The following is an 18,631-nucleotide window of genomic DNA, read 5'->3' as shown; positions in this document are numbered from 1 at the left end:
CGGCGAGCCTTCACCATTTCATCATCGAGCGGTCCGCACCCTATGTCGGACCCTGTTACGAGGAAATGACATGAACGCTCGCGTTCTCGACGGCGAAATCATCAACACCCGGCTCGACGATGTCAGGGCTTATGAAGGCGTGCGCACAAGGCGCATCCTGGCCTTCGTGCTCGACTATATCATGGTTGCCCTGCTCACCATTCCGTTCGCCATCCTGGTGTTCTTCCTCGGGCTTTTGACCCTCGGTCTTGGCTGGATGCTGTTCGGCGTCCTGGTGCCGGCAGTCGCCATCCTCTACATCTGGAACACGCTGGGCAGCGCCGACCAGGCCACCACGGGCATGAAGATGATGGGCATCCGCCTCGATCGTCTCGACGGCAGGCCGATCGACGGCCTCACCGCGGTCGTCCATTCCGTATTGTTCTGGGCCGGCAACGTCATCCTGTCGCCGCTGGTCCTGCTGGTGACGCTATTCTCGGACCGCAAGCGCACGCTGCACGATCTTTTGCTCGGCACCGTGGTCAGCCGCACCGGCCGCTAAAAACCGGCCCTCAAGAGAAGTCGCAGCCCCTTGAGCGCAAATGTGAAGGTGTTCAGGCAACCACACCTTCACAATCCTGTTGAATTTTTCGCCGCCCGAGCCAAAGGTAGAGCGATTCGAAGGAGTGTTTCCAAGGCTCGATGACGCAGCATCCGACCCAGTCGCCGCAGTTCTTCCTGACCGCGCCGTCGCCGTGCCCCTACCTCGACGGCCAGTTCGAGCGGAAGGTGTTCACACATCTGGTCGGCGACAAGGCCTCGGAAATGAACGACCTGCTCACCCAAGGCGGCTTCCGGCGCTCGCAGAACATCGCCTACAGGCCAGCCTGCGAGACCTGCCGCGCCTGTGTATCCGTGCGCATCCTGGCCCAGGAGTTCACCGCCAGCCGCAACATGAAGCGCGTGCTGCAGCACAATTCCGATCTCGTCGGCGCCATGCACAATGCCGAGCCCTCGACCGAACAATATTCGCTGTTTCGCGGCTATCTCGATGCCCGCCACCGCCGCGGCGGCATGTCCGACATGACGGTGCTCGACTACGCCATGATGGTCGAGGATACGCATGTCGACACCAAGGTGATCGAATACCGGCGGCGCGGCCCCGATACCTTCATCACCGGCAAGGGTCAGGGCGAACTCATCGCGGTGGCGCTCACCGACAAGATGGCCGACGGCCTGTCGATGGTCTATTCCTATTTCAATCCCGATTTCGAAAGCCGCTCACTCGGCACGTTCATGATCCTCGACCATATCGCCCGTGCCAAGGCGATGGGACTGCCCCATGTCTACCTTGGCTACTGGGTCAATGGTTCGCGCAAGATGAACTATAAGATGCGCTTCATGCCGCAGGAGCATCTCGGCCCGAAAGGCTGGGAGCGCTATACAAACGAAGCGGTCTGACGCTGAGTTTTCCCACGATCCACGCTTAAACTGTTTCAAGGCAGGGGATGCTGGTCTTTCAGCCGCTCGGTTGGAGAGAGTGCGCGCTTGCGCCGATCGGCCACCGCCTGCAATTCAATTGCGAAAGTTCCTGCATGTCCTCTCACCACGATCACCAGAAGGGCCTTTTGATAACCGCCATCGGCGGACTGATACTGACTGTCGACATACCGTTGATCCGCCTTGCGGATGGCGGCGCGTGGACGATCCTTTTGCTGCGCACCGGAACCACTTTCATCGCCGCGATGATCATCTGGTCGGTCTGGCGTGCGCTGAGCCGCAATGCACCGCCGCTCATCCCCGGTTGGGACGGGCTGATCGTGGCGATATGCTATGGGCTGACCTCGATCACCTTCGTCACTGCGGTCTTCCACACCTCGACCGCCGATCTGGTGTTCATCCTCGCCTTCAACACCGTGTTCGCGGCGCTTCTGTCGTGGATATTCCTGCGGGAAAGACCGCGGACGGTGACCATCGTGGCCATGCTGGTGATGATCCTCGGCGTGCTGGTCATCGTCGGCGGTTCGGTCGGCACCGGCAAGCTGTTCGGCGACTTCATGGCGCTCTGCTCGGCCTTCTTCATCGCGGTCGCCATCACCATCTCGCGCGCCAGCGGCAAGGATATGGGATTCACCTCGCTCATCGGCGTCCTTCTGCCGCTTGGGCTGGCCGCCTTCATGGTGACAGGCGAAGGCTTCCACGTGAACGCGCCATGGTGGATCATCTTCAACGGCGCCGTCATCATGCCGATCTCGTTCTTCTGCCTCGCCGCCGGGCCGAAGTACATTTCAGGACCGGAAGTGGCGATGTTCTACCTGCTCGAAACGGTGCTGGCGCCGATCTGGGTGTGGATGATCTTCGCCGAGACGCCGACCCGCAACAGCCTGATCGGCGGCGGCATCCTGATCGTCACGCTGGTCGCCCATTCGCTCTGGCAGCTGCATGATGGACGTAAGCGTCGCGGCGACCTTGCGGTGCATCATCCGGCGTAGGGTTCGAGGTCAGGCGCTGGCCTTCTTCGCGGTGCCTGGTTCGGGCAGGACCTCGATCCGCCGACCGGCCTCGATCTCGGCGACCGATCCGGCCGCCGTCTCATCGGCCAGTTCCACCTCGCGCAGCCACTCGCGCCAGATCGCGACCAGCAGCGCCATCAGCACCGGACCGATGAACAGGCCGAGAAAACCCATGGTCTTGACGCCGCCGATCAGGCCGAAAAAGGTCGGCAGGAAGGGCAGTTTTATCGGTCCGCCGACGAGCTTCGGTCGCAAGGTCTTGTCGACGATGAACAGCTCGACCGTCCCCCATATGAACAGCGCCAGGCCGGCCATCGGCGAGCCGCTGGCCGCGAGGTAGATCGACACCAGCGTGAAGGACAGCGGCGCCCCGCCGGGGATGAGCGCCATCACGCCGGTCAGCGCGCCCAGCGTCACAGGTGACGGCACCCCGGCCAGCCAGTAGGCGACACCCAGCACCAGGCCCTCGCCGATGGCAATCACGGTCATGCCGGTCACGGTCGAGGAAATGGTCGCCGGCACGACGCGCGAGATCCGCTCCCAGCGGGTCGGCAGGATGCGTTCGCCGAGGCGGTCGATCTGGCCGGCGAAATTCTCGCCATCACGATAGGCGAAAAACAGGGCGATCATCATGAACAGCAGCGTCAGAAAGAGGCTGAAAGCGCTGCCGCCGGCGGCGAGCGCGCCTCGGTAGATGCTGCCGATATTGGCGCCGCTGACCAGCTGGATCAGTTCGCCGATGCCGCCGGGATGGCCGAGATTGGTCGTCCACTGCTCGTTGAGCCACTCACCCACGACAGGCATGGTGGCGATCCAGTGCGGCGTCACCGCACCATGGCGGTTGGTCTCGATCGCCCAGCCGACCCATTCGCGCACCTCGTTGATGGCATAGGTGCCGGCGAGCGCGATCGGTATGACCAGGAAGGCGAGGATGAACAGGATGGCAAATGTGGCGGCGATGGTGCGGTTGCCGCCAACGCCGACCAGCAGGCGACGGTAGAGCGGCCAGCTGGCGAAGGCGATGACGAGCGCCGCCAGCACCGGGAACAGGAAACCGTGGAAGAAATAGACGCCGGCGGCGACGATCAGCACCAACAACCAGCGCGCCGCCGACAGCGGCGGGATGACAGCCGAACGGAGCGGCGTCGACAGCCCGAACAGGCGCTGCTGCCGTTCCGGTTTCTGGATCTTTGCTTCCTTCAAACGCGCTGTTCTCCCCGACCATCCGGTCAGTTATGCGCCGATATAGTGCAGCAATCGTGACGATAGTCCAAATGGTGATGGTGAAGCTGCCAATCTCCCCACGAGGGGGGAGATCGGCAGCTTCACCCGAACTTCCCAGTCCTCGGGAAACCTTTCGGCACCATACGCCCTGCCGATGCCCTCGCGCCGATCCACTCGGCCAGTTCCTCGCGCGACCGGGTGAAAGTACGGTCGGCTGAATCCTGCCAGGAAAGACCGGTCTCCATCGAGAACGGCTTGAGGTCGAGAAGGCCGCCGTCCTTGTATTTCTGCAGCCGCACACCCTTGCCGCGGCCCATCTCCGGAATTTCCGAGAGCGCGAACACCAGCATCTTGCGGTTCTCGCCGACGATAGCGAGATGATCGCCGACGACCGGCACGCAGCGCTTGGCTTCGTCGGGGGCCTTGACGTTCATCACCTGCTTGCCCTTGCGGGTGTTGGCGACCACCTCTTCCTCCGGAACGATGAAGCCGTTGGCGTCGAACGAGGCGAGCAGCAGCTTGCGTTTGGGATCGTGGACGAAGGCGGTGACGATGTCCTGGTCATTGTCCATGTCGACGACGATGCGGATCGGCTCGCCATGGCCACGGCCGCCCGGCAGCCGGTCGGCGCCGATCGTGTAGAACTTGCCGCCCGTGGTGAAGACCAGCACCTTGTCGGTCGTCTGGGCATGGAAGGCGAGCTTGAGGCTGTCGCCCTCCTTGAAGGTCAGCGTCGAGAGATCGGCCAGATGCCCCTTCATCGCCCGCAGCCAGCCCTTTTCCGAAACCACCACGGTGACCGGCTCGCGCTCGATCATGGCGTGGGCGATGTCGGTCAGGTCGTGCTCTGGCGCATCGGCGAACTGGGTGCGGCGCTTGCCGAGCTCGGTCTCCGGGCCGAATTTGTCGCGAACCTGGGTGACTTCCCACTTGATCGTCGACCACTGCTTGGCGTCGGACGCCAGCAGCGCCTCGATCTGCTTCTTCTCGGCGGTCAGGCCATCGAATTCCTTGCGGATCTCGAATTCCTCCAGCTTGCGCAAAGCGCGCAGCCGCATGTTGAGGATCGCTTCGGCCTGGGTGTCGGTGAGCGACCAGCGGGCCATCATGACCTGTTTGGGCTCATCCTCCTCGCGAATGATCTTGATCACCTCATCGATGTTGAGATAGGCGATCAGGTAGCCGGCGAGGATTTCCAGCCGCCTCTCGATCTCGCCAAGGCGATGTTTCGAGCGACGGATGAGGACATCGCGGCGGTGATCCAGCCATTCCTGCAGCACGCCTTTCAGCGAGAGCACATTGGGCACCTTGCCGCGCGACAGCACATTCATGTTGAGCGGGAAACGGCTTTCGAGCTCGGTCAGCTTGAACAGCGATTCCATCAGGATGCCTGGGTCGACGGAACGGCTCTTGGGCACCAGCACGACGCGGATGTCCTCGGCACTTTCGTCCCTGATATCCTCGAGCAGCGGCAGCTTGCGAGCCATCAACAGCTCGGCGATCTTCTCGATCAGCCGCGCCTTCTGCACGCCATAGGGGATTTCGGTGACAACGATGCTCCAGGTGCCCCTGCCCTGGTCTTCCTGGCTCCACTTCGACCGCACGCGAAAGCCGCCGCGACCTGTCTCGTAGGCTTCGAGGATGGAGGCGCGGCTGTCGACGATGATGCCGCCGGTCGGGAAATCCGGGCCCTGGACGAAATCCATCAGCTTCGCCACCGGCGCATCGCGATGCTCGATCAGATGCAGTGCGGCGTCGCAAAGCTCGGCCGCGTTGTGCGGCGGGATCGACGTCGCCATGCCGACCGCGATGCCGGACGAGCCGTTGGCCAAGAGATTGGGGAAGGCACCGGGGAGCACGACCGGCTCCTCGTCCTCTTCATTGTAGGTCGGCCGATAGTCGACCGCGTCCTCGGTGATGCCGGCAAGCAATTCGGTCGCCACGTCGGTCATGCGCGCTTCGGTGTAGCGCATGGCGGCCGCGTTATCGCCGTCGATGTTGCCGAAATTGCCCTGGCCGTCGACCAGGGGGTAGCGCATCGAAAAATCCTGCGCCAGCCGCACCAGCGCGTCATAGATCGACTGGTCGCCATGCGGGTGGAACTTGCCCATCACCTCGCCGACGATCCGGGCGCATTTGGCAAAACCCTGGTCGGGATTGAGGCGCAGCAGGCGCATGGCGTGCATGATGCGGCGATGGACCGGCTTCAGCCCGTCACGCACGTCCGGCAGCGCCCGGTGCATGATGGTCGACAGCGCATAGGCCAGATAGCGCTCTTCCAGCGCCTTCTTCAGATCGACCGGTTCGATATGATCGCCACCGCCATTGTCAGGCGGCAAAAGCCTTTTTCCCATGGGCTGGGACTAGCCGAGCGGGTGATTCGCGGCAAGAGGCGCGCACCCGACCAATCGATTTGCGCTCGTTTCCGCAACAGGAACCCGCAAGGTCGAGCCTGCCGCCCAACATCAATCTGTTACATGCCGCATCTATTGCGATGCACGCTGGCGGCCCGACCTTCATGCCAAATTCACTGCATTCTCCAATAGCGCTCGGATCGGGTTTGCCTTTCACCGCGATTTTTGACCATTGTAATGGAACACGCCTTTTTCCCGTCCAGTTCGTCACGGAATGGTGATGGCGCAAAGAATTGAAAAACAATTTCAGGACACTCTCAGGGACCTTGCGATGACAATCAAACGCTCAACTCTCCGGAAATTCGCTCTTTCGACTTTCTTGCTCACACTGCCGCTGAATGCGGCCCTTGCCCAGGACGCCGCGGTCGCGGACCGGCTGAAGGCAGCGCTCTCCGCACAGGGTGTCGACATCTCCTGGACCGGCGTGACCGGCGACAACACCAGCATGGTGCTGCAGGGCGTGTCGGTGAAACCGGCCGCGGAAAAGGAAGCGCTGGCGATCGGCGACGTCAAGCTCGAGAACGTCACCGAAGCCAATGGCGGCTATGATATCGGCACCGTGTCGACCTCGGCCTTCGAACACAGCAAGGACGGCGTCACCCTCGATCTCAGTCCCTTCGTCATCCACGACATGACGGTACCGGCCGACGGCTCCACCAGCCCGCTTGGTTCGCTGATGATGTACAAATCCGCCGAACTGTCGAACATGACGGTCAAGGTCGCCGACAAGACCGCCTTCTCGATGGACGGCCTTGCCATCGAGATCACGCCGCCCGCCGACGGCAAGGCGATGGAATTCACCGCCAATACCGAGAAGTTCACCGCCGATCTGTCGCTGGTCGACGACCCCAAGTCCAAGGAAGTCATCGACGCGCTGGGCTACCAGAACATCTCGGGCAATCTCGAAATGGCCGGCACATGGCAGCCATCGGACGGCAAGATGGAACTGTCGAAATACGACATCTCCGTCGAGAACGCCGGCACGCTCGGCATGACCTTCGACCTTGGCGGCTACACGATCGATTTCATCAAGTCGCTGCAGGAAATGCAGAAGAAGATGGCGGCACAGCCCGAAGGTGCCGACAATTCGGCACAAGGCATGGCCATGCTCGGCCTGTTGCAGCAGCTTTCGTTCAACAGCGCCTCGATCCGCTTCGACGACGATTCGCTGACCGGCAAGGTGCTGGACTATGTCGGCAAGCAGCAGGGCATGTCGGCCAAGGACATCGCCAACCAGGCCAAGGCGATCGTGCCGTTCGGCATGGCACAGCTCAACAATCCGGAACTGACGGCTCAGGTGACCGCGGCGGTCAGCAAATATCTCGACGATCCGAAGAGCCTCGAAATCTCGGCCGAGCCGCCGGCATCGGTGCCCTTCGCGCTGATCATGGCGGGCGCCATGTCCAACCCGCTCGATCTGCCGAAGACACTCGGCGTCAGCGTCAAGGCGAACGAGGACTGATCGAAACGGCCTCAAGACGAAAAAAGCCCGGCAGCGATGCCGGGCTTTTTTGTTGGATTGCCGAATCGAAAGAACCGGTTCGAGCAAGTTCCTGAAGTGAAGCCCGAAGCTCCGGTCAGGCGTCCTTCTTGGTCGGCGCGACGCGTAGCGCCAGTTCGCGAAGCTGCTGCGGAGAGGCTTCCGACGGCGCGCTCATCAACAAATCATAGGCCTGCTGGTTCATCGGGAACATGGTGATTTCGCGCAGGTTCTTGGCACCGACCAGGAGCATGACGACGCGATCGACACCGGCCGCCATGCCGCCATGCGGCGGCGCGCCATACTGGAAGGCGCGATAGAGGCCGCCAAAGCGTTCCTCGACCGTGGCGCGGTCCAACCCGACCGTCTCGAACGCCTTGACCATGGTTTCGGGCAAATGGTTGCGGATACCGCCGCTGGCGATCTCGAAACCGTTGCAGACCATGTCGTACTGGAACGCCTTGATGCCGAGCAGGTCCTCGCCGTTGAGCGCATCGATGCCACCTTGCGGCATGGAGAACGGATTGTGGGCGAAGTCGATCTTCTTCTCCTCCTCATTCCATTCGAAGAACGGGAAGTCGACGATCCAGCACAATTCGAAGCGTTCGCGATCGACAAGATTGAGTTCCTCGCCGGCACGGGTGCGCGCAGCGCCCGCGAAAGAAACGAACTTCTTCGGATCGCCGGCGACGAAGAAGGCGGCGTCGCCGTCGGCAAGGCCGAGCTGCAGGCGGATCGCTTCCGTGCGTTCCTCGCCGATGTTCTTGGCGAGCGGGCCGGCGCCTTCGAGCTTGTCGCCCTCCTTGCGCCAGAAGATGTAGCCCAGCCCCGGCTGGCCCTCGCCTTGCGCCCAGCTATTCATGCGGTCGCAGAAGGCGCGGCTGCCGCCGGTCTTGGCGGGAATGCCCCAAACCTCCGCCTTCGGGTCGTTGGCCAAGATGTTGGCGAATACCTTGAAGCCGGAATCGCGGAAATGATCCGAGACGGCCTGCATCTCGATCGGGTTGCGCAAATCGGGCTTGTCGGAGCCGTATTTGCGCATGGCGACATCATAAGGGATGCGCTGGAACTTCTGCGTTACCGGCTTGCCGTTGGCGAAGGTCTCGAAGACGCCGCGCATCACAGGTTCCATGGTCGACAGCACGTCGTCCTGCTCGACGAAGCTCATTTCGAGGTCGAGTTGGTAGAATTCGCCGGGCAGACGGTCGGCGCGCGGATCCTCGTCGCGGAAGCAGGGCGCGATCTGGAAATAGCGGTCGAAGCCCGACACCATAATCAATTGCTTGTACTGCTGCGGCGCCTGCGGCAGCGCGTAGAACGTGCCGGGATGGATGCGCGACGGCACCAGGAAGTCGCGCGCACCTTCCGGCGACGACGCAGTGAGGATCGGCGTCGAGAATTCGGTGAAGCCGACCTCGCCCATGCGCTTGCGCATCTCTGCGATGATTTTCGTGCGCGCCACGATGTTCCGATGCAACGTCTCACGGCGCAGATCGAGGAAGCGGTATTTCAGACGGATGTCCTCGGGATAGTCCGGTTCGCCGAACACCGGCAGCGGCAACTCCTTGGCGGCGGACAGCACCTCAATCTCGCGGGCGAAAATCTCGATCTCGCCGGTCGGCAAATTGGCGTTCGTGGTCTCCGGCAGGCGCGCCTTGACCTCGCCGTCGACGCGGATCACCCATTCGCCGCGCACGGTCTCGGCGACCTTGAAGGCAGGCGAATCGGGATCGGCGACGATCTGGGTCAGGCCGTAGTGGTCGCGCAGGTCGATGAAGAGCAGGCCGCCATGGTCGCGCACGCGATGCACCCAGCCCGACAGCCGGACGGAATTGCCGACGTCGCTCTTTCTCAACTGGGCACAGGTATGGCTGCGGTAACGATGCATTGTCATGGATAAAGTCCGGGGTGCTGGGTGGCAGACCGAAGCATTACGGCCCGGCCTCAAAATTTGCGCGAAAAGCGCATGGGAGGCCGGATTTGTCAAGGCAAGCGGTCATACAGGCTCGCGGCTTCGACCGTTCACGCGAAGTGGATTTGGGCGCCCTGACGTTCGAAATCGGCAAGGATGGCAGCGGGCGCGGTCTTCTCGACGACGAGATGGCTGATCGACCCGGCAGCAGCGACGCGATAGGGCGCCGCGGTGGCCAGCTTGTCATTGGTGACGGCAATGAGGATGCCGGCGCTATTCCCCGCCATGGCCCGCTTCACCTCGGCCTCGGACGAATCGAAGGCGGTCACGCCTCGCGTGGCATCAAGGCCGCAGGATCCCAGGAAAAACAGGTCGGCGCCAAGCTGTGCCACGGCAGCCAGCGTATCGGCGCCGACACAGGTGCCAAGGTCGCGGACATACCTGCCGCCGAGCACGATCAGTTCGACCAAGGGGTGATCCGACAGGACCGAGGCGACGCCAAGCGAATTGGTGGCTACGGTCAGCTCGATGTCGCGCGGGATGGCCCTGGCGATCGCCTCATTGGTCGTGCCGCCATCGATGAACAGGCTTTGTCCAGCGGAGAGCACCGCCACCGCCGCATTTGCCAGACGCGCCTTCTCCTCGATCGCATGACCGCCCCGCTGGCTGATCGTTGCCGCTGCAAGGGGCGCGGAAGCGACCGCACCGCCGTAAACGCGACGGCATTCACCGGCCTTAGCCAGCTCCCTCAGGTCGCGGCGTACGGTGTCTTCCGAAACACCGAAGCGGCTTGCCAGTTCGCCGGCCAGGACACTCCCCTCCGCCGCAAGGCGGTCACGGATGAGCTGGTGCCGTTGATCGGTGAGCATTGCCGAACCCTGTTTTCTTGTTCTGCACGTTCTTGCATGTTTTGCACGTTTATGCAAGAAGTCGACATGTCTGGCTGCTGGACAAGGCAGCCGCCCGTTTTTCATTGAAAGCACCGCGATGAGCTTTGGCCTCAACCTTGCCCCTCAACACCGGGTCTATGCTGGGTTTGCGACCTATTCGTTCGCCATGGGCAACATCTTCCCGCGACTGCCCGACATCAAGCATGCCATGGGCATCGCGGACGGCACGCTGGGGCTCAGCCTGATCGGGACACCGATCGGCACCCTGACCGCACTGACGCTGGCCACGCCCCTCCTGGAGCGCATCGGCTTTCGCCGCGCGCTGCTCACGCTGGTTCCGCTGCTGGCGCTTCTCTACGCCATCGCCGTACATGCGCCGGAACCCGTCGCACTGTTCCTGATGCTGTTTCCCATCGGCCTGATGATCGGCAGCGTCGAAATCATCCTGAATGTCGAAGCCGACAGGACGGAATTCCAACTCAAACGCCGGATCATGAACCGCGCTCATTCGTTCTGGAGCGCGGGCTTCTTCGGTGCCGGACTGTTCGGCGGCGCGATGGCGCATCTTGGCCTGTCGCCGCAACTCCATCTGGCGCTGGTCGTGCCTATAGTGGCTATCTCGATGGCGATTTTTCTCGGCGGCTACGAGCCGGCCCCTGCCCGCTTCGCCGCTACCGGCGACAAGGCGCCCATGTTCGCCCGTCCGACATTGCCGATTCTCGTTCTCGTCGCGGTGACGCTTTCGGCGATGCTGCTGGAAGGCGCCAGCATCGACTGGTCGGCAATCTACATGCGCACCGTGTTCGAATCCGGCCCCTTTGTCGCCGGCTTCACAGTGGCGCTGTTTGCATTCTCGCAGGCGACGACGCGTTTCTTCGCCGACAGCTTCGTCGACCGCCATTCGCCAAGCGGCGTGGCGCGCGTCCTCCTGGCGATGATGGCTGCCGGCGTTTTCCTGGTCTTCTTCTCGCCCGCGCCATTTATCTCGATGCTCGGCTTCGCGCTTCTGGGCGTTGGCAGCAGCGCCATCTTCCCGCTGGCGATCTCGGCCGCCGCTCAGCGAAGCGATCGCCCCGCGGCGATCAACGTAGCGGCATTGTCACAGATCTCCTTCACTGCCTTCCTGCTCGGCCCGCCGCTGCTTGGCTTCGTCTCGGACCATTGGGGCATCCGCTCGGCCTTCGGCATCGGCATCCCATTCGTCATACTCAGCCTGCTGACCGTCGGCTCGCTTGGCGCCAGGCGATCTTCTTCCGCCACCTCCGCAAGCGCAGGCCCCAACGGGACGAGGGAGGAGGCATTGGCGCGGGCCAACGAGGCATAGGCGGCTCGCCTACCCGTCCACCGGACGGCTGGCGCGGCCTGCCCAAGGGAGTCGCCCCGCAAGAACTAAGGATTGTCCGCTGGCATTGACGGTCGCTTTGGTTCAAGAAGGGATCACCGATACGTGATCGCCGCTTCATGTCCTCCATCCGCCCGCTGATTCCGCTCCTTCTCGCCGCAGGCATCCTGCTCGGCGGCAATGGGCTGCAGAGCACGCTGATCGCGCTGCGCGGCGCGCAGGAAGGGTTTTCGGCGTCCGACATCGGTCTTATGGGCACCTTCTATTTCGCCGGCTTCCTGCTCGGCTGCCTGGCCATCACCCGCATCATGAAGGCGGTCGGCCATATCAGGGCGTTCTCGGCGCTGGCGGCGATCGCCTCGGTCGGCACCTTGCTCCTGGTACTGGTCCTCGATCCGGTGATGTGGTGCGCGGTGCGCTTTGCCGGCGGCTTCTGTTTCGCCGGATTGTTCACCATCGTCGAAAGCTGGCTGAATTCAGGCGTCACCAACCGCGACCGCGCCCGTGTGCTGGCCATCTACCGGATGGTAGATACCGGATCGGTGACATCAGCCCAGTTCCTGATTCCGGTCTTCGGTGCCGGCGGCTTCAGCATCTTCGCCATCATGTCGATCATGATCACACTGTCGCTGGTGCCGGTCTCGCTTGGCGACCGTTCCAACCCGACGCCGCCGGAAGAGGTCAAGCTCGATCTGGCACGCGTCTGGCGGATTTCGCCGCTTGGCTGCTTCGGCTGCATCGCCGTCGGCGTCACCAACAGCGCCTTTCGCACCTTGTCGCCGGTCTATGCCGAGCAGATCGGCATGTCGGTCGCCGACGTCGTCACTTTCGTCAGCGTCGGCATTTTCGGCGGCGCGATCATCCAGTATCCACTCGGTTATCTCTCCGACCGCTGGGACCGGCGGCGGGTGCTGCTGATGACGACTTGCTGCGCGATGCTTTCGGCACTGGCGCTGGTGTTCATTGCCGGCAGCAATCCGCTGCTCAACTTCATCGCCGTCTTCATCTTCGGCTGTTTCGCCATGCCGCTCTATTCACTGTCGGCGGCGCATTCCAATGATCGCGCGGATGCCGGCGAGTTCGTGCTGATCAATGCAGCCCTGATGCTGTTCTATTCCTTCGGCGCTATTGGCGGCCCTTTCGCGGCCTCGACGGCGATGCAGTATTTCGGGCCAAGCGCGCTGTTTGTCTTCAGTGCCGTGGTCTACGCGGTGTTCATCGCCGTTATCCTCTACCGCATGCAGGCCCGGTCCGGCGTGCCGGCCGGCAAGCGCAGCCGCTTCACCGCGCTGTTGCGCACCTCGACCATTTTCGCGCGTCTGGCCAGGAGAAATAGTGATCCAGACAGTCCGGAAGGGCCGTGACGGTGGCAGCACAGCTTGACGAAAGCCTTCCCGGCTGAAATCTAGGAAGACCCTACTCCTGCCAAAAGCGATTTGATGCACGTCATCACCACCCAGAAAGAACTCGAGACCGTTCTCGCCGCTTTCGAAAAGTCGGATTTCGTCACCGTCGACACCGAATTCATCCGCGAAACGACCTTCTGGCCAATCCTGTGCCTGATCCAGATGGCCGCGCCCGGCGTGACGGCGCTGATCGATCCGCTGTCATCAGACATCGACCTGGCTCCGTTCTTCAAGTTGATGGCCAACGAGGCGGTGGTCAAAGTCTTCCACGCCGCCCGGCAAGACATCGAAATCATCGTCCATCTCGGCGATCTCGTTCCGCACCCGGTGTTCGACACCCAGGTGGCGGCGATGGTCTGCGGCTTCGGAGACAGCGTTTCCTACGATCAACTCGTGCAGCGCATCACCGGGGCGCGGCTCGACAAGTCGTCGCGCTTCACCGACTGGCGCCATCGGCCGCTGTCCGACAAGCAGCTCGACTATGCGCTGGCCGACGTTACCCATCTGATCGAGGTCTATCAGCACCTCAACGCCGAGCTGGCGCGGGAAAACCGCGCTCACTGGCTGAATGAGGAGATGGACGTCCTGACCTCGCGCGAGACCTACGATCCGCACCCCGAGGATGCCTGGAAGCGGCTGAAGATGCGACTGCGCAAACCACAGGAGCTGGCGATCGTGCAGACCGTGGCGGCATGGCGCGAACGCGAAGCGCGCGAGCGCGACGTGCCGCGCGGCCGCGTGCTCAAGGACGACGCGATCTACGAGATCGCGCAACAAGGGCCGCGCGATGCGGCAGCCCTTGCCAAACTCCGTACCACGCCAAAGGGCTGGGAACGCTCCTCGACGGCGACCGCACTGCTCGGCGCGGTCAACACGGCGCTCGCCTTGCCCAAGGAGCAGATGCCGAAACTGCCGAAAAACTTCCAGCCGCCCGAAGGCTCGAATGCGGCCGCGGAACTCTTGAAAGTGCTGCTCAGGATCGTCGCCGAAAAACAGGGCGTGGCCTCGAAAGTATTGGCGTCCAGCGACGATATCGATCGCATCGCCGCCGAGGGCGAGGACGCCGATGTGCCGGCACTGCAGGGATGGCGGCGCGCCGTGTTCGGCGAACAGGCGCTGAAGCTGGTGCGCGGTGAGATCGGCATCAAGTTCGACAAGCGCAAGATAGCCGTGTTCGATCTGTAGAAATCGGCCTCTCTTCTTCCGCCTCGGGAAAAGAGCGCCAACGCCGCTTCTGCTCAAACCACCTGGAGCAGGTGAAGAGCGAACCAGATCCAGCCCAACAGGATAATGACCGCACCGAGAAAGAAAGACCGCCTGCGCAGGCGCAGTTCGTTGCTGGTCAGGTGAACCCAGGCGTGGAAGTAGCGCGAGGCGACAAAGATCCACATCAGCGCCAGGGTCAGGTAATTGACGCCGTTGGTGACGTGCAGCGCCAGGCACAGCACGTAGAAAAGAACCGGCAATTCGAACTGGTTGTTGAGATTGGCGGCGACCGTGACGCTGGACGCCGGCTCGGTCGAACGCACTTTGTATTGGCCGGTCTTGGCTTCGCCTGACTTGACCGCACCGTCTCGGCGACGGCCTAGGACGCAGTAGACGATGTAGATCAGCAGCACATGCGCCAGGACCGGCCAGAAGATGGTGGTCTGGTTCATGAAGTGGCCCCTGCCCTTTTCGGCTTCAGTTCTGACGTCTTTGGCCCGCCAGCCAGAAAGCGGCAATGACGATGACCGGGAGGGCGAGAAGCGCGAATTTGGTGACGATCAGCGCCGAGGCGAAAGACAGCGAGTCCGGGTTGGCATAGAGGAAATCGGACAGAAGCCGCGCCACGGCGATATTCTGGACATAGTCGGCGAGCGTGTAGGGCAGCACCAGGACCAAGGCGAAGATCGCCTGCATCTGCCCCGGCAGCACACGGAAAGCCTTCAAGCGCCGGCCAGTTACCACGATCAGGCTGACTAGCGTCAGCGACAACAGCGCAGGAAACAAAAGATCGAAGGTCAGGTAATGCCAGACCAGGATGATCTCGCTGCCGCGCCGGCCAAGCGCCGTCAGCCAGGCCATGCCTTCGTCGGGCGTGAATCCGAAATAGCGCATGTCGAGCGAGGCCAAGCCCCCGCTCAACTGGCGGAAATAGAAGAACTCCATCCCGGTCATGGCGATGAAAACCGCTGCCGAGAGAAAGCAGAGCGCTCCGACATGGCGCGACAGGCGCAGCACCATGGCGGCCAAGTTGCGCCAAAGCCCGGAAGAATCAGGCTCCGCCGGGATAGTTGGGGCTTTCGCGGGTAATCGTGACGTCATGGGCGTGGCTCTCACGAAGTCCGGCGTTGGATATGCGCACAAAGGTGGCGCGGTCGCGGAAATCGGCAAGGTCGCGGCCACCAACATAACCCATAGCGGCTTTCAGCCCGCCTGCAAGCTGGTGCAGCACGCCAGACACAGGTCCTTTGTAGGGAACCTGCCCTTCAATGCCTTCCGGCACCAGTTTCAGCGTGTCGCGCACCTCGGCCTGGAAGTAGCGATCGGCGGAGCCCCGCGCCATTGCGCCGACCGAGCCCATGCCGCGATAGGCCTTGAAGGAGCGGCCCTGGTGCAGATACACCTCGCCCGGACTTTCGTCGGTCCCGGCAAGCAGCGAGCCGATCATGGCGGCGCTGGCGCCGGCGGCGAGTGCCTTGGCGAGATCGCCGGAATATTTGATACCGCCGTCGGCAATCACCGAGGCGCCGGATTTATGCGCCGTCTCGACCGCCGACATGATGGCCGAAAGCTGGGGAACGCCGACCCCGGCCACGATGCGGGTGGTGCAGATGGAGCCCGGACCGATGCCGACCTTGACGGCGTCGGCGCCGGCGTCGATCAGCGCCTGCGTGCCTTCGGCGGTGGCGACGTTGCCGGCCAGGATGCGCACGGAATTGGAAAGCTTCTTGGCCCGCGTCACCGCGTCCAGCACGCGCTGCGAGTGGCCATGCGCGGTGTCGATCACCAAAAGGTCGACGCCCGCCTCGATAAGACGCTCGGCGCGTTCGAAGCCGTCATCGCCGACGCTGGTGGCGGCCGCGGCGCGCAGTCGCCCCTGCGCATCCTTGGTGGCATGCGGGTTGAGCTGCGACTTCTCGATGTCCTTGACGGTGATCAGCCCAACGCAATTGCCCGCCTTGTCGACCACGACCAGCTTCTCGATGCGGTGCTGGTGCAGGAGCCGCTTGGCCTCGTCCTGGTCGACATTCTCCTTGACCGTGATCAGGTTCTCCCGGGTCATCAATTCGTAGACCTTTTGCGCAGGATCGGAAGCGAAGCGCACGTCGCGGTTGGTCAGGATGCCCACCAGCCGGCCGGTCTTGTGGCCGCCGGCGCCGCCATTCTCGACCACCGGAATGCCCGAGATCGAGTAGGTGCGCATCAGTGACAGCGCGTCGGCGAGCGTGGCGTCGGGACCGATGGTGACCGGGTTCACCACCATGCCGGATTCGAATTTCTTGACCTGCCGCACCTGCTCCGCCTGTTCGGCGGGCGAGAAATTGCGGTGGATGACGCCGATGCCGCCGGCCTGCGCCATGGCGATGGCAAGCCTTGCCTCGGTGACCGTGTCCATCGCCGCCGACAGGATCGGCACGTTGAGGTCGATGTCGCCGGCGATGCGGGTGCGGATGTCGGTCTGGCCGGGCATCACTTCGGAATGACCGGGCTGTAAAAGCACGTCGTCAAAGGTCAGCGCCAGTGCGCCGGTGGACGTTTCGATGATTTTTGCCATAGCCAGCCCTTTGAATGCGAAAAAGCGCTGGACCGGAATGGGCAGCGCCGACTCGTTATTCCCTTTCAGGATTGGCGGTGGCTGGTAACACGTCCCGGGACGGATGAAAAGCCGATCATTGCGTTGCACAACAGGATCACGACGAGCCCGGCAACGCCACCCCTGGTTGCGATCGCACAAAAGTGAAAGCAAATTAATGCGACATCGGTGTCCAGCCGTGATACCCGCCCTGCGTGCCGGCAAGGTCGGCAACATCTGGAATCAAGCCCGGACGCGTTTTTGTGAACCGCACCATTCCGCTCATACTGGCGGTCGCTCTTTTCATGGAAAACATGGATTCGACCGTCATCGCGACATCGCTGCCGGCGATCGCCATCGACATCCATACCAGCCCGATCGCGCTCAAACTGGCGCTGACCGCCTATCTGGTGTCGCTGGCGATCTTCATTCCGATCAGCGGCTGGATGGCCGACCGCTTCGGCGCCAAGAACATCTTTCGTGCGGCGATCGCGGTGTTCATTGCCGGTTCGGTTGCCTGCGCGCTGTCCGGTTCGCTGCCGGCCTTCGTGGTGTCGCGCTTCCTGCAAGGCATTGGCGGCGCCATGATGACCCCGGTCGGGCGCCTGGTGCTGGTGCGCGCCACGCCCAAGAGCGACCTGGTCGCCGCCATGTCCTGGCTGACCGTTCCAGCACTCGTCGGCCCGCTGGTCGGTCCGCCGATCGGTGGCTTTATCACCACCTATTTTACGTGGCACTGGATCTTCCTGATCAACGTGCCGATCGGCCTGATCGGCATCTGGCTGGCCACACGCTTCCTGCCGGAAACCGAAGCAACCGAGACGCCGCCGCTCGATTTCATCGGCTTCGTGTTGAGCGGGCTTGCCGCATCCGGCGTCGTGTTCGGCCTGTCGGTGGTCAGCCTGCCTTATCTGCCGCCGGCCACCGGCTTCATCACGGTCGCGGTGGGGCTGCTGTCGGGCGCGCTCTACCTGATGCATGCGCGCCGCGCCAGAAATCCGCTGCTGGCGCTTGAGCTGTTCCGCAACCAGGTGTTCCGCTCGTCGGTGCTTGGCGGCAGCCTGTTTCGCATCGGCATCGGCGCGGTGCCGTTCCTGTTGCCGCTGATGTTCCAGATCGGTTTCGGGCTGACCCCATTCCAGTCCGGCATGATCACCTTCGTCTCCGCGATCGGCGCCATCGGCATGAAATTCGTCACCGCGCTGATCTTCCGTGTCGTCGGCTTCCGCCGCGTGCTGATCGCCGGCTCGCTGGTCGCCGCCGCATCGATCGCCATCTACGGCCTCTTCACCCCCGAAACGCCTTACGCGCTGATGCTGGCCATTTTGCTGGTCGGCGGCTTTATCCGTTCGATGTTCTTCACCGGTGTCAACGCACTGTCCTATGCCGAGGTTTCGGCCGAGGATACCAGCAAGGCGACGCCGATCACGGCGGTGTTCCAGCAGCTCTCGATCGCGCTCGGCGTGGCGCTCGCCGGCGGTGTTCTGGAAGTCTCGACCTCGATCCATGGCGGCCCGCTGACGCTGGGCGATTTCCATACCGCCTTCTTCATCGTGGCGGCGGTATCGGCGGCGGCGTCACTGTCGTTCATGCGGCTGGCACCCGATGCCGGCAACGCCGTGTCGGGCCATGGCCGGCTGACGACGCCCAAGACGCTGGAACCGGTGAGATCGCCGGGAGAGTGAAGCGGCCA

Annotated in this window: 15 protein-coding genes; 8 read left to right on the top strand and 7 right to left on the bottom strand. The window is 62.8% G+C overall.

Annotated features, from left to right (window positions below):
* Window positions 1–70 precede the first annotated feature (70 nt).
* The 3 genes from EN850_RS02305 (at window position 71) to EN850_RS02295 (ending at window position 2,471) form a co-directional block, all read left to right on the top strand.
* Window positions 71–541, top strand: a complete 471-nt coding sequence (locus EN850_RS02305; RefSeq protein WP_127280407.1) for an RDD family protein — start codon at window positions 71–73, stop codon at window positions 539–541.
* 140 nt (window positions 542–681) lie between these two features.
* On the top strand, window positions 682–1,440 hold the full coding sequence (locus EN850_RS02300) for an arginyltransferase (protein ID WP_015318275.1): 759 nt from the start codon (window positions 682–684) through the stop codon (window positions 1,438–1,440).
* Window positions 1,441–1,574: 134 nt separating this feature from the next.
* Complete coding sequence (locus EN850_RS02295; protein ID WP_136090518.1) at window positions 1,575–2,471, top strand: DMT family transporter; 897 nt, start codon at window positions 1,575–1,577, stop codon at window positions 2,469–2,471.
* 9 nt (window positions 2,472–2,480) lie between these two features.
* Here the strand turns inward: EN850_RS02295 and EN850_RS02290 are convergent, their stop codons facing one another.
* Window positions 2,481–3,695, bottom strand: coding sequence for an AI-2E family transporter (locus tag EN850_RS02290; RefSeq protein WP_136090517.1), 1,215 nt, complete (start codon window positions 3,693–3,695; stop codon window positions 2,481–2,483).
* A 122-nt stretch (window positions 3,696–3,817) separates the two neighbouring features.
* On the bottom strand, window positions 3,818–6,070 hold the full coding sequence (gene parC, locus EN850_RS02285; protein ID WP_136090516.1) for a DNA topoisomerase IV subunit A: 2,253 nt from the start codon (window positions 6,068–6,070) through the stop codon (window positions 3,818–3,820).
* A 331-nt stretch (window positions 6,071–6,401) separates the two neighbouring features.
* On the opposite strand from parC, the gene EN850_RS02280 reads away from it, so the two are divergent.
* Window positions 6,402–7,592 (top strand): hypothetical protein, encoded by a 1,191-nt coding sequence (locus EN850_RS02280; RefSeq protein WP_127279453.1) that lies wholly within the window; start codon window positions 6,402–6,404, stop codon window positions 7,590–7,592.
* A 115-nt stretch (window positions 7,593–7,707) separates the two neighbouring features.
* Here EN850_RS02280 and aspS read toward each other — a convergent pair whose 3' ends face one another.
* Window positions 7,708–9,498 (bottom strand): aspartate--tRNA ligase, encoded by a 1,791-nt coding sequence (gene aspS, locus EN850_RS02275; protein ID WP_189590995.1) that lies wholly within the window; start codon window positions 9,496–9,498, stop codon window positions 7,708–7,710.
* Window positions 9,499–9,632: 134 nt separating this feature from the next.
* Window positions 9,633–10,391, bottom strand: coding sequence for a DeoR/GlpR family DNA-binding transcription regulator (locus EN850_RS02270; RefSeq protein ID WP_135883647.1), 759 nt, complete (start codon window positions 10,389–10,391; stop codon window positions 9,633–9,635).
* Window positions 10,392–10,509: 118 nt separating this feature from the next.
* On the opposite strand from EN850_RS02270, the gene EN850_RS02265 reads away from it, so the two are divergent.
* The 3 genes from EN850_RS02265 to rnd all read left to right on the top strand — a co-directional run bounded on the left by EN850_RS02265 (window position 10,510) and on the right by rnd (window position 14,345).
* Window positions 10,510–11,736, top strand: coding sequence for an MFS transporter (locus EN850_RS02265; protein WP_136090514.1), 1,227 nt, complete (start codon window positions 10,510–10,512; stop codon window positions 11,734–11,736).
* A gap of 137 nt (window positions 11,737–11,873) precedes the next feature.
* Entirely contained in the window at window positions 11,874–13,118 is a 1,245-nt protein-coding gene (locus EN850_RS02260) for an MFS transporter (RefSeq protein WP_127279862.1), read from the top strand.
* A gap of 75 nt (window positions 13,119–13,193) precedes the next feature.
* Window positions 13,194–14,345, top strand: coding sequence for a ribonuclease D (rnd, locus tag EN850_RS02255; RefSeq protein WP_127279863.1), 1,152 nt, complete (start codon window positions 13,194–13,196; stop codon window positions 14,343–14,345).
* A 53-nt stretch (window positions 14,346–14,398) separates the two neighbouring features.
* Here the strand turns inward: rnd and EN850_RS02250 are convergent, their stop codons facing one another.
* From EN850_RS02250 to guaB, 3 genes are read right to left on the bottom strand one after another with little or no spacing between them, the layout of a single operon-like run.
* Window positions 14,399–14,818 carry an MAPEG family protein gene (locus tag EN850_RS02250; RefSeq protein WP_127279864.1) on the bottom strand — a complete coding sequence of 140 codons (420 nt, stop codon included), beginning with the start codon at window positions 14,816–14,818 and terminating at the stop codon, window positions 14,399–14,401.
* Window positions 14,819–14,843: 25 nt separating this feature from the next.
* Window positions 14,844–15,386, bottom strand: a complete 543-nt coding sequence (locus tag EN850_RS02245) for a hypothetical protein (RefSeq protein WP_167531211.1) — start codon at window positions 15,384–15,386, stop codon at window positions 14,844–14,846.
* A 31-nt stretch (window positions 15,387–15,417) separates the two neighbouring features.
* Entirely contained in the window at window positions 15,418–16,920 is a 1,503-nt protein-coding gene (guaB, locus tag EN850_RS02240) for an IMP dehydrogenase (RefSeq protein ID WP_127279866.1), read from the bottom strand.
* A gap of 281 nt (window positions 16,921–17,201) precedes the next feature.
* Between guaB and EN850_RS02235 the strand changes: the two genes are divergently transcribed.
* Window positions 17,202–18,623 carry an MFS transporter gene (locus EN850_RS02235; RefSeq protein ID WP_135883644.1) on the top strand — a complete coding sequence of 474 codons (1,422 nt, stop codon included), beginning with the start codon at window positions 17,202–17,204 and terminating at the stop codon, window positions 18,621–18,623.
* Window positions 18,624–18,631 lie beyond the last annotated feature (8 nt).

This window comes from Mesorhizobium sp. M8A.F.Ca.ET.207.01.1.1, assembly GCF_004794715.1.
Classification (GTDB): domain Bacteria; phylum Pseudomonadota; class Alphaproteobacteria; order Rhizobiales; family Rhizobiaceae; genus Mesorhizobium.
This window is presented reverse-complemented; position numbering and strand designations above follow the sequence as displayed.

Bases quoted from the DNA above. Each gene is read 5' to 3' on its own strand.
- EN850_RS02300 (WP_015318275.1), top strand. From the start codon at position 682: ATGACGCAGCATCCGACCCAGTCGCCGCAGTTCTTCCTGACCGCGCCG.
- EN850_RS02250 (WP_127279864.1), bottom strand. From the start codon at position 14,818: ATGAACCAGACCACCATCTTCTGGCCGGTCCTGGCGCATGTGCTGCTG.
- EN850_RS02305 (WP_127280407.1), top strand. From the start codon at position 71: ATGAACGCTCGCGTTCTCGACGGCGAAATCATCAACACCCGGCTCGAC.
- guaB (WP_127279866.1), bottom strand. From the start codon at position 16,920: ATGGCAAAAATCATCGAAACGTCCACCGGCGCACTGGCGCTGACCTTT.
- EN850_RS02245 (WP_167531211.1), bottom strand. From the start codon at position 15,386: ATGGTGCTGCGCCTGTCGCGCCATGTCGGAGCGCTCTGCTTTCTCTCG.
- parC (WP_136090516.1), bottom strand. From the start codon at position 6,070: ATGGGAAAAAGGCTTTTGCCGCCTGACAATGGCGGTGGCGATCATATC.
- EN850_RS02270 (WP_135883647.1), bottom strand. From the start codon at position 10,391: ATGCTCACCGATCAACGGCACCAGCTCATCCGTGACCGCCTTGCGGCG.
- EN850_RS02260 (WP_127279862.1), top strand. From the start codon at position 11,874: ATGTCCTCCATCCGCCCGCTGATTCCGCTCCTTCTCGCCGCAGGCATC.
- EN850_RS02265 (WP_136090514.1), top strand. From the start codon at position 10,510: ATGAGCTTTGGCCTCAACCTTGCCCCTCAACACCGGGTCTATGCTGGG.
- aspS (WP_189590995.1), bottom strand. From the start codon at position 9,498: ATGCATCGTTACCGCAGCCATACCTGTGCCCAGTTGAGAAAGAGCGAC.
- rnd (WP_127279863.1), top strand. From the start codon at position 13,194: ATGCACGTCATCACCACCCAGAAAGAACTCGAGACCGTTCTCGCCGCT.
- EN850_RS02295 (WP_136090518.1), top strand. From the start codon at position 1,575: ATGTCCTCTCACCACGATCACCAGAAGGGCCTTTTGATAACCGCCATC.
- EN850_RS02280 (WP_127279453.1), top strand. From the start codon at position 6,402: ATGACAATCAAACGCTCAACTCTCCGGAAATTCGCTCTTTCGACTTTC.